Source organism: Actinoplanes sp. NPDC023801, assembly GCF_040639655.1.
In the GTDB taxonomy this organism is placed as follows: Bacteria; Actinomycetota; Actinomycetes; order Mycobacteriales; family Micromonosporaceae; genus Actinoplanes.
The window spans coordinates 55,627-70,524 of sequence record NZ_JBFAAI010000006.1 but is presented as its reverse complement, the minus strand read 5'-3'; the positions used below and the strand labels follow the sequence as shown (position 1 = coordinate 70,524).

Sequence of the window (14,898 nt, the reverse complement as noted above, 5' to 3'; positions counted from 1 at the left end):
CCGCGGCACCCACCGGACCTACTCCGAACGGACCACGCTGAGCGCTTCCCTCGCCTGGGCGTACGCGTTGAGGACCTCGCGCACCGGGGCCACCACATGCGCACGCCCGACCTCGGTCACCGACGCCCGCAACCGCTGCTCGGCCCGTCGTCGCGCCCGTCGTGCGCCGGCCTCGATGACCGGCTTGAGGATCAGCCAGAGCAGCAGGCCGCCGGCCAGTCCGGACAGCAGCAGCAGGGTCGGCAGCGGGACGGCGCCGACCTTGGGGTTGTCCAGTTCGGGCAGGCCGAGGGCGGTCAGCGCGTACCCCACGATCAGCCAGGCGAGACCGGTCGCCGCGGTCGCCAGGAGCACCCATTGCAGGATGCCGACCACCCGCCACCAGACCGGCGGCTTCTCCAGGCCAAGATCGGTCTGTGCGACGGCCCGGTCGAGTGCGTCCGGAAGATCGCCCGCCTTGGACCGGGCGGCGCTGTTCAGCGCCGGGGACCACACGTCGGGCAGGGGTGCCGCCGCGCGGGCCGCGACCGCGCGCACCGACAGGCCGACCGCCGACTTCTGCGCGGCGTCGGCCTCCGGCACCGAGGTACGGGGTACGACGTCCGTCGACACCGAGTCGGTCTTGACCGGCTCGTCGAGGTGAAGCCGGCGCAACGGGTCGGGCCGCAGTCTCCGCAGTCCCCGGACGAGCGGCCAGCCGGTCGCCGCCGCGGCCCGGTGCCGGTAGGAGCCCGCGGTGGAGTCGGCCACCGCCGGCACACCGGCCGAGTCGGCGAGCGCGTCGCACAGCTGCCGCACGGTGGACCGGTCGACCTCGTCCTCGGCCGCCGGCGGCCCGATCATGGTGCCGAGCTCCTCACCGATCGTGTCCAGGTCGGCCGCCAGCCGGCGCAGCGCGGCCTGCCGGTTCGCGACTGTGTTCTCCAGGGCGCCGCGCAGCTCGCTGAGCATCCCCGGCTGCTTGGCCGAGGTGGCGATCACCGGGGCGCCGGTGAGCCCGTCCTCGGCCAGGAGCCGGTTCAGGTCGGCGAGAACCACCTCGGTGTCGTCGGGGCTGAGCCGGTCGGCCTGGTTGAGGACCACGATGGTGACCCCGGCGTGCGAGGCGAACTGCGAGAGGTACGCCCGGTGCAGCACCCGGTCGCCGTATTTCTGCGGGTCGACCACCCAGACGATCTGGTCGACCAGGCCGAGCAGCCGGTCCACCTCGAGCTGGTGGGCGCGTTCGATCGAGTCGAAGTCGGGCAGGTCGAGCAGGACCAGCCCGCGCAGCGAGGCCTCGTCGTCGCCGTCGAGCGCGCTCTCCCGGACGAACCGCTGCCGGGGCAGCACGCCGACCCAGTCGAGCAGCCGGTTCGCCGGTTCCAGCGGGCCCCAGACGACGGCGTGGGCCGTGCCGGTGGTCGGCCGCCGTACCCCGACGGGGGAGAGCTTGAACCGGGCCAGCGCGTTGAACAGGCTCGACTTGCCACTGCCGGTGCTGCCGGCGAGCGCGACCACGGTGTGATCGAGCGAGAGCGTGAGCCGGCCGCTGGCGCGCTCGACGAGCGTGTGCGCTGCCACGAGTTCACCGTCGGGCAGATAGGGGTCGACCACCCGCAGGAATCGGGCCAGCGCCTCCAACCGGCGGGTCAGCGAGTCCGCGTCGACAGAGTCGTTGCGTGGCTTCTGTACCAAGTTCATGACCCGGACCCGGTCAAAGCGAGTTCCTTCCTGGCGTTCTCCACCTCAGCGGCGGCCTGGCGAAGAAGCGTGCCATGCGACGTCTCGAGGCGTACCGGCGAGGTCCGCTCGGTGAACCGGGCGGCCTCGGCGGCGAGCAGTTTGTCGACCCGGTCCAGCAGTTCGGTGCGAGCCCGGGTGGCGAGGGTGCGGATGGCCTGGTCGCCGAAGACGGCTTCGAGGACCTTCTGCGCGGCTACCGCGCTGCCGGCGCCCGCGGCGACTTCCAGGCCGGTCGGGATGAAGGCGGTCGCGGTGAAGACCGCGATCATTACAGCGAGTCCGGCTCCGTTCACCGCGTACGCCGCGCCGCGCGCGATCGCCCGTTTGTCCGAGGCCTCGGAGCGGACCAGCTCGAGAACCCACTGCTGCCAGTCGCGGACCAGACGGTCGGCGCGCTGCGGCAGGTCGGCGGAGGCGTGCTGCAGCTCCGGCTCCAGCAGGGCGGCGCCGGCCGGGTGTGCCTGCCATGCGGCGTACGCCTGTTCGGCCGCGTCCGCCGCGACTCCGCGCAACAGGGTGACCAGCTGGGACTCCAGTGCCACGCGCAGGTTCTGGCCCGGTGTGGTGCGCCCGCTGAGAGCGGCCAGGAACCGGTCGCGCAGGTAGCCCACCCGGGACTCGAGGTTGCGGACCAGGTCGCCGGTGCCCACGTACTCCTGCCAGCGGGCCAGCACCTCGCCGCGGAGCAGCCGGCCGTCGCGCAGACCCTCCTCGACGGTGGTCCGCGCGGTGCGGTAGGCGGCCTCGACCCGTTCGTCCAGTCCCTGCGCGGTGCGGATCTGTTCGTCAGCGGCCTCGGCGAGTCCGTCGAGTGCCGGGCCCAGGGCGCCGAGCGCGCCGTCGAGGGTCTGCCGGACCACCGTGCTGCGAGCGCCCGCGTCCCCGGCCAGCTGGGCGAACCAGATGCGCATCGGTCCGATCGCCGAGTCCGGCAGCAGGCCGCGCTGTTCCAGTTCGGTCTCCGGGAGCACGAACAACGGCGCGTTGCCCAGGTCGTTGGCGGTCAGCATCTCGCCCAGGTGGGCGGCGATCTCGGCCGCGGCGTCGATCGGCACCCGGTCCAGGACCAGGGCGATCACCGTGCCGCGCAGTTTGGCGGTGGTCAACAGCTCCCAGGGGACGGCGTCGGCGTACCGCGCCGCGGTGGTGACGAAGAGCCACAGGTCGGCCGCGGCCAGGAGCTGGGCGGCGAGTTTGCGGTTCTGGTCGACCACCGAGTCGACGTCCGGTGCGTCCAGCAGGGCCAGGCCCGGTCCGATCGTCGGCGTGGCGACCACCTGAAGGGCGTCCGCCGCGTTGCTCGGCTCGCCGGTGCGGGTGAGGCCGGGCAGCAGTCCGCCCCGGCCGAACCACTGCACGTCGTCGGGATGGGTTACGAGTACTGGTGACCGGGTGGTCGGCCGGAGTACGCCGGCCGTACTCACCGGGGCTTGCACCAGGCTGTTGACCAGGGTCGACTTGCCTGCTCCGGTGGACCCGCCGACGACCACCAGCAGTGGTGCGTCCAGACGGGCCAGGCGGGGGAGCAGATAGTCCTCGAGCTGGGCGATCAATGCCGAACCGACTCGCCGGGCCTCGTCCGCGGATGGGAGGGCCAGCGGGTACGAGACCGCGCCGAGCGCCGAGCGCAGCCGGCTCAGGGCCGTCGCCAGACGTCCGACAACGGGCGGCGCTTCGACCGGTTCCGGGCGGTTTCCGTGGTTTTCCGGACGGATGGGGCTCGCCCCCGTACGCTCTATTGGGCTGCCTGCAGCCACGCTGACCTGGTTCTTCTCATCCGATGGGGCGGGGACGGCGGATAGGGCCGACGGACCGACCGCGTCTCCGTGCGTCGTCACGCGTAAAGCGTGCACGATCTATGCATCCAGGACAACGGGTGCCGGTATGCCGTGACCTGACAGGTATGTGTCGGTGCACCTTCTGAGCATCGACTTGCGCCCGGGTGGCTCAACTTCGATTTGACGGTGTGCGAGGCCGTGGCATCATTGAGTCTGTTCCACTCAACCTTCGTACGCGAACCCCAGCTGTGAAAAGCGAGGAACACCATGGCACGTGCGGTCGGCATCGACCTCGGCACCACGAACTCCTGCGTCAGCGTTCTGGAAGGAGGCGAGCCCACCGTCATCGCCAACGCGGAGGGCTCCCGGACGACGCCGTCGATCGTCGCCTTCGCCCGTAACGGTGAGGTGCTCGTCGGCGAGGTCGCCAAGCGTCAGGCGGTGACGAACCCCGACCGGACCATTCGCTCGGTCAAGCGGGAGATCGGCACCAGCTGGTCGATGGACATCGACGGAAAGCAGTACAACCCGCAGGAGATCTCCGCGCGGGTGCTGATGAAGCTCAAGCGGGACGCCGAGGCGTACCTGGGCGAGCAGATCACCGACGCGGTCATCACCGTCCCGGCGTACTTCAACGACGCGCAGCGCACCGCGACCAAGGAGGCCGGTGAGGTCGCTGGTCTGAACGTCCTGCGCATCGTCAACGAGCCCACCGCCGCGGCCCTGGCGTACGGGCTCGACAAGGGCTCCAAGGAGCAGACGGTCCTGGTCTTCGACCTCGGCGGCGGCACCTTCGACGTCTCGCTGCTCGAGCTCGGCGACGGCGTCATCGAGGTGAAGTCGACCTCCGGTGACAACCACCTGGGCGGCGACGACTGGGACCAGCGGATCATCGACCACCTGGTCAAGACCTTCCGTGGCGAGCACGGCATCGACCTGTCCCAGGACAAGATGGCCCTGCAGCGTCTGCGCGAGGCGGCCGAGAAGGCCAAGATCGAACTGTCCGCCGCGACCACGACCAGCATCAACCTGCCCTACATCACCGCGGGGGCGAACGGCCCGCTGCACCTGGACACGTCGCTGAGCCGCGCCGAGTTCCAGCGGATGACGCAGGACCTGCTGGACCGTTGCAAGGGCCCGTTCGAGGCCGCGATCAACGACGCCGGCGTCAAGCTCTCCGACATCGACCACGTCATCCTGGTCGGCGGCTCGACCCGGATGCCCGCCGTGACCGAGCTGGTGCAGAGCCTGATCGGCCGCGAGCCGAACAAGGGCGTCAACCCGGACGAGGTCGTCGCGGTCGGCGCCGCCCTGCAGGCCGGTGTGCTCAAGGGTGAGGTCAAGGACGTCCTGCTGCTCGATGTCACCCCGCTCTCGCTGGGCATCGAGACCAAGGGCGGCATCATGCACAAGCTGGTGGAGCGCAACACCACCATCCCGGCGCACCGCTCCGAGGTCTACACCACGGCCGACGACAACCAGCCCTCCGTGCTGATCCAGGTCTACCAGGGTGAGCGCGAGATGGCGGCGAGCAACAAGAAGCTCGGCACCTTCGAGCTCAGCGGCATCGCCCCGGCGCCCCGCGGCGTCCCGCAGATCGAGGTCTCCTTCGACATCGACGCGAACGGCATCGTGCACGTGTCCGCCAAGGACCTGGGCACGGGCAAGGAGCAGAAGATGACGATCACCGGCGGCTCGGCGCTGCCGAAGGAAGACATCGAGCGCATGATGCGCGACGCTCAGGAGCACGCGGACGACGACAAGAAGCGCCGCGAGGACGCGGAGACCCGCAACCTGGCCGAGCAGCTGCAGTGGCAGACCGAGAAGTTCCTGGCGGAGAGCGGCGACAAGCTCCCCGAGGACAGCAAGAACAAGATCGGCGAGGCGCTCGGCGAGCTGCGTGGCGCGCTGGGCGGCACCGACATCGAAAAGATCAAGTCGGCTCACGAGCGGCTGTCGCAGGTCTCCCAGGAGGCCGGCTCGGCGCTGTACTCGCAGGGTGAGGCCCCGCAGGCGGCTGCGGGCGACGCTCCCGGCGGCGCGACCGGTGGCCCGGCGGCCGGCGGTGACGACGTGGTCGACGCCGAGATCGTGGAGGACGACAAGAAGTGAGTGCCAAGGACGACGACAACGACGGCCTCGAGGCCGAGCGGGAAGTCATCCAGGGCGAGAGCGATTCGACGGCCGAGGAGACTCCCGCCGAGGAGCAGGCGCGGAAGAGGGCCGGCGCACACCGCGCACCCGAGGAGGACGAGGCCCCCGTGGCCGAGGACGCCAAGCCCGGCCTCGGTGCCGAGCTGGAGGCGCTGCGAAACGAGCTCGAGGAGCGTACCCACGACCTCCAGCGCGTGTCGGCGGAGTACGCCAACTACCGCAAGCGGGTCGACCGCGACCGGGGCGCCGCCGCCGAGCAGACCACCGGCAAGGTCCTCACCGACCTGCTGCCGATCCTGGACGACATCGACCGGGCCCGGGAGCACGGTGACCTGGTCGGCCCGTTCGCCTCGGTGGCCGAGCAGCTCACCGTGGTGACCGGCAAGCTCGGTCTGGCGGCCTTCGGGGAGAAGGGCGACCCCTTCGACCCCAACCGCCACGAGGCGGTTGCGCACCAGACGTCCGCCGACGTCGACGAGCCGACCTGCGTCGAGGTGATGCGCCGTGGCTACACACTGGGCGAGCGTCTGCTCCGCCCGGCAATGGTCGCGGTCGCCGATCCGGAGTGAGATCACACTGTGCCCCGCCCGCCGGTCCCGGCGGGCGGGGCGTCGCAGACAAGTCGAGGAGGTGGACTGATTGAGCTCGAAGGACTGGCTCGAGAAGGACTTCTACGCCGTGCTCGGCGTGACCCGGTCCGCCTCCCCCGACGAGATCAAGAAGGCGTACCGGAAGCTCGCCCGGGACCTTCACCCCGACCGCAACCCCGGTAACAAGCAGGCGGAGGAGAAGTTCAAGGCCGCCTCCGAGGCGTACGACGTGCTCGCCGACGACAAGAAGCGCAAAGAGTACGACGAGATGCGCTCCCTGTTCGGGTCGGGCGCGTTCCGGCGCGGGGCGCGTGGCGGCGGCGCGGGAACCCAGTTCGACCCGTCGGACCTGTTCGGCGGCTTCTCCGGCGCCGGGGGTGCGGGCGCGGACCGCCGGTTCGGCGGCACCGGCTTCTCGGACATCTTCAGCTCGATCTTCTCCGGCGGGCAGACGCCCGGTGGGCCGGCCGGAACCGCACGGCGCGGACCGCAGCGCGGGCGCGACGTGGAGACCGAGGTGACCCTCGACTTCGCGCAGGCCGTCCGCGGTACGACACTGCCGCTGACCCTGCGGACGCCGGGCGCCTGCGATACCTGCCGGGGCAGTGGGGCCAAACCCGGCACGACTCCGCGGTCGTGTGCGAAGTGTCACGGCACCGGCCTGATCTCCAGCAACCAGGGTTCGTTCAGCTTCTCCGAGCCGTGCCGCGACTGTCAGGGCTCGGGCAGCGTCGTGGACGAGAAGTGCCCGGAGTGCCGGGGCACCGGCGGGGTCACCAAGACCCGCACGATCAACGTCCGGTTCCCGGCGGGTGTGGCCGACGGCCAGCGGATCCGGCTCAGCGGCCGGGGCGAGCCGGGTGACCGCAACGGACCGGCCGGAGACCTGTACGTGCAGGTCAAGGTCCGGCCCGACGACCTGTTCGGGCGCAGCGGTGACGACCTGACGCTGACCGTGCCGATCACGATCGCTGAGGCCGTGCTCGGCACCGATCTCAAGGTGCCCACCCTGGACGGCCCGGTCACGCTGCGGGTGCCTCCGGGTACCCCGAGCGGCCGGAAACTGCGGGCCCGCGGCAAGGGTGTGGTCCGCAAGGAGGGCCAGGCGGGTGATCTGATCGTCACGGTGGACGTGCAGATCCCGGGCGGGGTGACCGGCGAGGCCCGGGACCTGCTGGAGAAGTTCGCGAAACTGACCCCGCCGCCCGCGCGGGAACGCATCGACGCCCGGTTGCGCCGGGCAGGTTAGGACCCTCCCGGGAGGTGGCACATGTATGAAGAGATCAGCATCTCGATGGAACAGGCCTCCGACGCGAAGGTTTTGATCATCTCGGTGGCGGCCCGTCTGGCCGGGATGCACCCACAGACCCTCCGGCAGTACGACCGGCTCGGTCTGGTGCAGCCCGGCCGGGCCGGCGGAGGTGGCCGGCGGTACAGCGAACGCGATGTCGCCCTGCTTCGCGAGGTGCAACGGCTCAGCCAGGAGGACGGTGTCAACCTGGCCGGTATCAAGCGCATCATCGGCCTGGAGCAGCTGGTCAACGATCTTCAGCACCGGGTGGCCGAGCTGGAGCAGGAGCTCGAGTCGGCGTACGCCCGGATGGCCCAGAGGGAAGCGATGAGCCGCCCGTATTCGGGCCGTGATCTGGTCCGTCAGGAGAACCACTCGACGGCCCTGGTGGTGTGGCGTCCGCGCCGATCGCCGGACAGATAGCGAACGGCGGCCCCTCGTGAGGGGCCGCCGTTACGACAAGTAGTGATCGCGCGAGTACTCTATGTTACTCAGCGCCGATTGAACAGGCCCAGCCGGCGCGGGTAGCGCACCAGGCCGCCCTCCATCCAGTCGTGGTGGTCGAAGAGCTCCGGCCGGGTCATCAGGACCCGGCAGTTGTGCGCCCAGATCTGCATCGGCTCGTCGCCGACCTCTTCCGCGCGTTCGACGTACTTCTTGAGCCGGCGCTTGCGCTGCCCGCTCGCGTTCTGCCGCAGACCGTCCGCGGCGTAGATGTACATGCAGTGCTGCGCGAACCGGCGGGCCGGGCACTGCCGGTCCATGGCCAGTTCGAACAGGGTCGGTCCGAGCACGTCGCCGGAGATCAGCAGATCCCAGTCCTTCGGCATCGTGTGAAGGGGAACCGACTCGGGGTTGTACGCCCATGCCTGCATCTCGTCAGGCCGAGGATCGACAGGGTTCCCGAAACCCAGGAATGTAGCTTCACGCACGCTCACGCCGCCGCCTCACTCACCGTTCGCAGTACGGCAAACGTCACCCGCTGGCCATAGTGTCGAACGTCCCAATACTCAGAGTCGTCGCCGCGCAACGGTAGCGTGCAGCGTCCTTCTGCGGAAGTGTCAAGGCTTCACATTCAGATACTGGACAGTAACTTTGAGCGTTCTCAATGGAGACCCAGGTCACTCCGTGGATGGCAGTGGCTTTTGGGCCGCTCGCTGAGCTGCCATCCGCTTCCGTACCAGCTCCTTGAACCAGGCGTAGTCAGGCAGTCGCGCAAGCAGCGGACCGGTCACCACCGTGATCAACACGTACGCCGTGGCGAGCGGAGCCAGCCGCGGGTCCACCCCGTAAGCCACCGCGAGGCCGGCGATGACGACGGAGAACTCACCGCGCGGCATCAACGCCAGGCCGGTCCGGATCCGGCCGGGCAGCGCGATGCCGGCCCGGCGAGCAGCCAGATAGCCGGTCACCACCTTGGTCAGCATGGTCAGCACGGCCAGGCCGAGAGCCGGCAGCAGCACCGGCGGGATGTCGGACGGATCGGTGGAGAGCCCGAAGAAGACGAAGAAGACCGCGGCGAACAGGTCGCGCAGCGGTGTGAGCATCTGGGTCGCGTGGTGCGCCACCGGACCGGAGATGGCGATGCCCACCAGGAACGCGCCGACCGCCTCGGACACCTTCAGCTCGCCTGCCACCCCGGCGATGAACAGCGTCAGCCCGAGCACGCTGAGCAGCAGGGCCTCCGGATCCTTCACCGACATGAAGCCGCTGATCTCACCGCCGTACCGGATCGCCACCACCAGGACCGCGACCACCGTGACCACCGCGACGCCCAGTGTGCTGAGCCCGCTGCTCAGGCTGAGCCCGGCCAGCACCGCGGTGACGACCGGCAGGTAGAACGCCATCGCCAGGTCCTCGATGACCAGGACGGAGAGGATCACCGGGGTCTCCCGGTTGCCGACCCGGCCCAGGTCCCCGAGCACCTTGGCGATCACGCCGGAGGACGACACCCAGGTGATGCCGGCCAGCACCAGTGCGGCCTTCCAGTCCCAGCCGAGCAGCAACGCGAACGCCGCCCCCGGAAGGGCGTTCAGGAGCATGTCGATCAGACCGGCTGGAGCCGCCGAGCGCATGTTGCCGACCAGCTCGTCGGCCGAGTACTCCAGGCCGAGCATCACCAGTAGCAGGATCACGCCGATCTGGGCGCCGATCGCGGTGAACTCCTCGCTGGCCCGCAGCGACACCAGGCCACCCTGGCCGAACGCCAGACCGGCCAGCAGGTAGAGCGGGATCGGAGACAGCCCGAATCGGCGGCCCAGGCGGCCGAGCATCCCCAGCCCGAACAGCAGCGCCCCGATCTCGATGAGCAGGATGGTCGGGTGCTCCACGGCGCTCAGCCGTCGTCGCCGGCCAGGATGGCGGTCACGCCGTCCAGACCGTGCCGGGTCCCGACTGCCACCACCACGTCGTTCGCGTCGAACCGGAACTCCGGGCCGGGCGAGGCGATCACCTCCCGGTCGCGGAGCACGGCCACGATGGAGGCGGTGGTACGACTGCGCGCCTGGGTGTCACCGAGCCGCCGGCCCACGAACGGGGAACCGGCGGGCAGTGCGATCTGCTCGGTCAGCAGACCGGCCGCCTGCTGCCGGAGGCCGGCGAGCTGGCCCAGCATGAGCGAGGCGCCGAGCACGTCGGCCAGCGCCTCCGCCTCGTCGTCGGTGAGCGGTATCGAGGCCAGGCTCGAGTCGGGATCGTCCACGTCGTAGAGGACCAGGTCGCGCCGCCCGTTGCGATGCGACACCACCCCGACCGTCCGGCCCGAGGAGGTCACCAGGTCATGGCGGACGCCGATTCCCGGCAGCAGAGTCTGTTCCACCCGTACGCGCACGATCTCTACGTTAGCCGTCAGTGCGCTGCGGCATGTCCTCAACAGGACGAAGGTCCGGGCCCGGTGCCGGGCTGCGAGTGGCAGGCGGCCGGAACACCAGCAGCAGGACCAGTCCGAGTGCGGTGAGGCCCAGATTCAATCCGTACGCCAGGCGGAAACCGAACTCCTGAGCCAGGCCGAAGAGCGGCGCCGACAGGACCTGCCCGATCGGGAAGGTGTTGGCGAACATCGTGCTGGCCCGGCCGGGATGGCGCGGCATCAGGTCCTGGAAGTAGGAGATGCCCAGGCCGGCAGCGGCCGCGATCAGGACGGCGTTGGGGATCTGGGCGACCGCCAGCATCCACACCGACGACGCCGAATAGACGAGAGCCTGGTAGAGGACGCCGCAGGCGGCACCGACCAGGATGATCCGGCGCAACGGGACCCGCATGGACAGCCAGCCGAAACCGAGCATCAGCGGGATCTCCAGCGCGGCGCACAGGCCCAGGATCAGGCCGACGTCGCTGACCTCGCCGTTCAGTTCGGAGCTGACGAACAGCGGCATGGCCTGCACGCTGAGGACCATGGAGGTCTGCATCGTGATGAAACCGGCCAGGATCGGATAGACCACCCACGGTGGCCGGGCGGACGTCTCCTCGCTGTCCCGGGCCGCGGCCGGAGCCTCCACCTCGGGCAGCCAGCGGATCACGCCCAGGGCCGCGATCAGGTACATGACGGCCGCGGTGCCGTAGACGTACTGGAAGTCGCCGGCCTGCAGGAGGAAGGCGGCAAGCGTGGGGCCGCCGACCCAGGCGATCGAGAACACGGTTCGCAGCGTGCTGATGCCCATGGCGGTCCGCTGGGGATCGTCGTTCTGGAGCACCTGCCGGGCGTACGCGAAGGATTGTGGGAAGAGTGATCCGGCGATCGCCATGGCCGTCGCGGTGAGCGCGAGCAGCACCCAGTAGTCCCGGACGAAGGCGGTGGCGCCGCTGGCGGCGCAGCCGGCGAGGGCCCCGATGATCAACAGGGTGCGCCGCATCGGCCGCCGGTCCGAGATGCGGCCGATGGCCCAGGACACCGCCACGCCGGACAGTGAGGCGGTCACGAGGAAGAAGGTGACCTGCACCGGACCGGCGTCGACAGCCGTGCTCAGGAACAGTCCGAGGAACGGCCCGACCACCGCGGTGGCGATGCCGACGGTCAGAAAGACCAGGCCTAGGGGGAGCAACCGGCGGTACAGCGACACGACTCCTGACGTTACGGGTTCTTTCCTGATAGCCGCCCGGCGTGGTGGTGACCGTCACCGTTCCGCACACCCGGCGGCGGCGCGCTAAAGTTGAGCGAGCTACGCTCAAGTCTGCAAGAAGCTCGAGTCTGCATGAACTCGTGAGTCTGCATGAACTCGTGGGGATCCGATCAGGGGAGCTCATGAACGCCGAACGCTGGACCACCAAGAGCCGCGAAGTGATCACCGCCGCCGCCGCCGATGCGGGCCGCCGCGGGCACGCCACGGTCGAGCCGTGGCACCTGTTGCAGGCGCTGCTGGACACCGGCGGTTCCACCGCCACCGCGCTGCTGCGAGCCGTCGGGGCAAATCCGGCCGACATCCGCCGGGCCGCGGTCCGGGCCATCGAGCAGCTGCCGTCAGCCCGTGGGGCGAGCACCGTCGAGCCGGGTCTCTCCCGCGAATTCGCCAACGCGGTCGGGTCCGCCGAGCTGATCGCCACACCGCTCGGCGACGAATATGTGTCGACCGAACACCTGCTGGCCGGCCTGGCCCGGGTCGGCGGCTCGGTGTCCGAGCTGCTCAAGACCGCCGGTGCCACCGAGGAGGCGCTGACCGCGGCCTTCCCGCAGGTGCGTGGCGGAGACCGGCGCGTCACCACACCCGATCCGGAGCAGACCTACAAGTCGCTGGAGAAGTACAGCGTCGACCTGACCGCTCTGGCTCGGGAAGGCAAGATCGACCCGGTGATCGGACGGGACGCCGAGATCCGCCGGGTCGTGCAGGTGCTGTCCCGGCGGACCAAGAACAACCCGGTCCTGATCGGCGAGCCGGGCGTGGGCAAGACCGCGATCGTGGAGGGCCTGGCCCAGCGGATCGTGGCCGGCGACGTGCCCGAGACGCTGCGCGACAAGAAGCTCGTCTCCCTCGACCTCGGCGCCATGGTGGCCGGCGCGCAGTACCGCGGCCAGTTCGAGGAACGCCTGAAGAGCGTGCTCGAGGAGATCCGCAACTCCAACGGCCAGGTCGTGACCTTCCTCGACGAGCTGCACACGGTCGTCGGTGCCGGCAAGGGCGAAGGCTCGATGGACGCCGGCAACATGCTCAAGCCGATGCTGGCCCGTGGTGAACTGCGGATGGTCGGCGCCACCACTCTCGACGAGTATCGCGAGCACATCGAGAAGGACCCGGCCCTGGAACGCCGGTTCCAGCCGGTCGTCGTCGGTGAGCCGACCGTCGAGGACACCATCGGCATCCTGCGCGGCCTCAAGGGACGTTACGAGGCGCACCACCGGGTGCAGATCACCGACGCGGCACTGGTCGCGGCCGCCAGCCTCTCCGACCGCTACATCAGCGACCGTTTCCTGCCGGACAAGGCGATCGACCTGATCGACGAGGCCGCCTCCCGGCTGCGCATGGAGATCGACTCCCAGCCGGTCGAGCTGGACCAGCTCCAGCGGCAGGTCGACCGCATGCGGGTGGAGAAACTGGCGCTGGAGAAGGAGACCGATCCGGCCTCGGTCGCCCGGCTGGAGAAGCTGGACCGCGACCTCGCCGACCGCGAGGAGGAGCTGACCGCCCTCACCGCGCGCTGGGACCGCGAGCGGGGCGGCCTCAACCGGGTCGGTGAGCTGAAGAAGCAGCTCGACGAGGCGCGGGCGGCCCAGGAACGCGCCCAGCGCGACGGCGACCTGCTCGAAGCCTCCCGCCTGCTCTACGAGGTCATCCCGGCGCTGGAGAAGGAGCTCGATGCGGCGGTCGCCTCCGAGGAGGACGCGGAACCGCCGATGGTCAAGGAGGAGGTCGGCGCCGACGACATCGCCGAGGTCGTCTCGTCGTGGACCGGCATCCCGGCCGGCCGGATGATGGAGGGCGAGACCGCCAAGCTGCTGCGCATGGAGGAGACACTGGCCGGCAAGGTGGTCGGCCAGCGTGAGGCGATCGAGGCGGTGGCCGGTGCGGTTCGCCGCGCGCGGGCCGGCATCGCCGACCCGGACCGCCCGACCGGCAGCTTCCTCTTCCTCGGCCCCACCGGCGTCGGCAAGACCGAGCTGGCCAAGGCGCTGGCCGGCTTCCTCTTCGACGACGAGCGGGCGATGGTCCGCATCGACATGAGCGAGTACGGCGAGAAGCACTCGGTGGCACGGCTCGTCGGGGCGCCGCCCGGCTACGTCGGTTACGAGGAGGGTGGCCAGCTCACCGAGGCGGTGCGGCGCCGGCCGTACAGCGTGGTGCTGCTCGACGAGGTCGAGAAGGCCCACCCCGACGTCTTCGACCTGCTGCTGCAGGTGCTCGACGACGGCAGGCTGACCGACGGGCAGGGCCGGACGGTCGACTTCCGCAACGCGATCCTGGTGCTCACGTCGAACCTGGGCTCGGCCAACTCCGATTTCACGATGAGTGACGAGGAGCGCCACGACGAGGTGCTGGCCGCGGTCCGGGCGCACTTCAAGCCGGAGTTCCTGAACCGGCTCGACGACATCGTGGTCTTCCACGCCCTCACCAAGGAGAACCTGGTCGCGATCGTCGACATCCAGCTGGCCCGGCTCCGGGCCCGGCTCGCCGAGCGGCGCCTCATCCTCGAGGTGAGCAGGGCGGCAGCCGACTGGCTGGGTCAGCACGGATACGACCCGATCTACGGGGCCCGGCCGCTGCGCCGGCTGATCCAGTCGTCCATCGGTGACCTGCTGGCCAAGGCGCTGCTCGCCGGCCGGATCCGGGACGGCGACACGGTCGAGATCGACCTCAGCGAGACCAAGGACGGCCTCGCCATCCGCTGAGTGAATACGAAAGGGCCCCGGGTCTCCCCGGGGCCCTTTCGGCTACTTGTCCGCCTCCCGTTGCCGGTAGGCCTGTGTCATCAGTACGTCCGTGATGGCGTGCTCGCCATCGGCGGACCAGATCCGGATGCCGTTGCGGTGGTGTTGATATCGGACGTCCTTGAAACGGGTCCGGGTGTCGTCATGGTGAACGATGTCCAGGGTGTCGGCGTGGGGCATGGGACTCACCGGTCCTTGTCAGGTCTGGGGCCGCCGCGGTGTGGTCACGCGGCCGGCATGATCGGAAGGGCGCCGTCAGCCGGTCTGCCTCGGCCCCGGATCTTTGTGCGCGGGGCGGGCGACTCGTGCGGGCACGGCGTGCCGCTGGAGCCTGTTGCTTCCAGGAGGACGCCACGTCATCGAAGTTTAGGGGGCCGTGTCCAGGACTGCCGCCCCCCGAACGAGCGACGGTTTGTGGTCATCTGGGGACATCACTGGCTGATGTTGCCACATCGTCGCGAACAGTGCGGCTCGGTCGCGGGATCTGGCCTCCGGCAGATACCG

The 14,898-nt window shown here is 70.0% G+C and carries 12 protein-coding genes; 5 read left to right on the top strand and 7 right to left on the bottom strand.

Annotation, left to right across the window (positions count from 1 at the left end; translation table 11 throughout):
* Nucleotides 1–18 precede the first annotated feature (18 nt).
* Complete coding sequence (locus tag AB0G04_RS13985; RefSeq protein WP_360981847.1) at nucleotides 19–1,683, bottom strand: GTPase; 1,665 nt, start codon at nucleotides 1,681–1,683, stop codon at nucleotides 19–21.
* Complete coding sequence (locus AB0G04_RS13980; protein ID WP_360982283.1) at nucleotides 1,680–3,377, bottom strand: GTPase domain-containing protein; 1,698 nt, start codon at nucleotides 3,375–3,377, stop codon at nucleotides 1,680–1,682. Before AB0G04_RS13980 ends, AB0G04_RS13985 begins: the two co-directional genes overlap by 4 nt.
* 393 nt (nucleotides 3,378–3,770) lie before the next feature.
* Between AB0G04_RS13980 and dnaK the strand changes: the two genes are divergently transcribed.
* The 4 genes from dnaK (at nucleotide 3,771) to AB0G04_RS13960 (ending at nucleotide 7,961) form a co-directional block, all read left to right on the top strand.
* A complete protein-coding gene (gene dnaK, locus AB0G04_RS13975; protein WP_360981845.1) occupies nucleotides 3,771–5,615 on the top strand; it encodes a molecular chaperone DnaK in 1,845 nt (614 codons plus the stop codon).
* On the top strand, nucleotides 5,612–6,226 hold the full coding sequence (gene grpE / locus AB0G04_RS13970; protein ID WP_360981843.1) for a nucleotide exchange factor GrpE: 615 nt from the start codon (nucleotides 5,612–5,614) through the stop codon (nucleotides 6,224–6,226). The genes dnaK and grpE overlap by 4 nt, the downstream gene beginning before the upstream one ends.
* A gap of 70 nt (nucleotides 6,227–6,296) precedes the next feature.
* On the top strand, nucleotides 6,297–7,496 hold the full coding sequence (dnaJ, locus tag AB0G04_RS13965) for a molecular chaperone DnaJ (RefSeq protein ID WP_360981841.1): 1,200 nt from the start codon (nucleotides 6,297–6,299) through the stop codon (nucleotides 7,494–7,496).
* A gap of 21 nt (nucleotides 7,497–7,517) precedes the next feature.
* The gene (locus tag AB0G04_RS13960) at nucleotides 7,518–7,961 is read left to right on the top strand and encodes a MerR family transcriptional regulator (RefSeq protein ID WP_360981839.1); all 444 of its coding nucleotides are present in this window, start codon (nucleotides 7,518–7,520) and stop codon (nucleotides 7,959–7,961) included.
* A 68-nt stretch (nucleotides 7,962–8,029) separates the two neighbouring features.
* Here AB0G04_RS13960 and AB0G04_RS13955 read toward each other — a convergent pair whose 3' ends face one another.
* The 4 genes from AB0G04_RS13955 to AB0G04_RS13940 all read right to left on the bottom strand — a co-directional run bounded on the left by AB0G04_RS13955 (nucleotide 8,030) and on the right by AB0G04_RS13940 (nucleotide 11,596).
* Nucleotides 8,030–8,476, bottom strand: a complete 447-nt coding sequence (locus AB0G04_RS13955; RefSeq protein WP_360981837.1) for a hypothetical protein — start codon at nucleotides 8,474–8,476, stop codon at nucleotides 8,030–8,032.
* A 183-nt stretch (nucleotides 8,477–8,659) separates the two neighbouring features.
* Nucleotides 8,660–9,868: a cation:proton antiporter gene (locus tag AB0G04_RS13950; RefSeq protein ID WP_360981835.1), complete on the bottom strand. Its 1,209-nt coding sequence runs from the start codon at nucleotides 9,866–9,868 to the stop codon at nucleotides 8,660–8,662.
* Between the two features lie 5 nt (nucleotides 9,869–9,873).
* Nucleotides 9,874–10,368: a cation:proton antiporter regulatory subunit gene (locus tag AB0G04_RS13945; RefSeq protein WP_360981833.1), complete on the bottom strand. Its 495-nt coding sequence runs from the start codon at nucleotides 10,366–10,368 to the stop codon at nucleotides 9,874–9,876.
* 10 nt (nucleotides 10,369–10,378) lie between these two features.
* The gene (locus tag AB0G04_RS13940; RefSeq protein WP_360981831.1) at nucleotides 10,379–11,596 is read right to left on the bottom strand and encodes a sugar efflux transporter; all 1,218 of its coding nucleotides are present in this window, start codon (nucleotides 11,594–11,596) and stop codon (nucleotides 10,379–10,381) included.
* A 182-nt stretch (nucleotides 11,597–11,778) separates the two neighbouring features.
* On the opposite strand from AB0G04_RS13940, the gene clpB reads away from it, so the two are divergent.
* Nucleotides 11,779–14,355 (top strand): ATP-dependent chaperone ClpB, encoded by a 2,577-nt coding sequence (gene clpB, locus AB0G04_RS13935; RefSeq protein WP_360981829.1) that lies wholly within the window; start codon nucleotides 11,779–11,781, stop codon nucleotides 14,353–14,355.
* A gap of 42 nt (nucleotides 14,356–14,397) precedes the next feature.
* Here clpB and AB0G04_RS13930 read toward each other — a convergent pair whose 3' ends face one another.
* Entirely contained in the window at nucleotides 14,398–14,574 is a 177-nt protein-coding gene (locus tag AB0G04_RS13930) for a hypothetical protein (protein ID WP_360981827.1), read from the bottom strand.
* Between the last annotated feature and the right edge of the window lie 324 nt (nucleotides 14,575–14,898).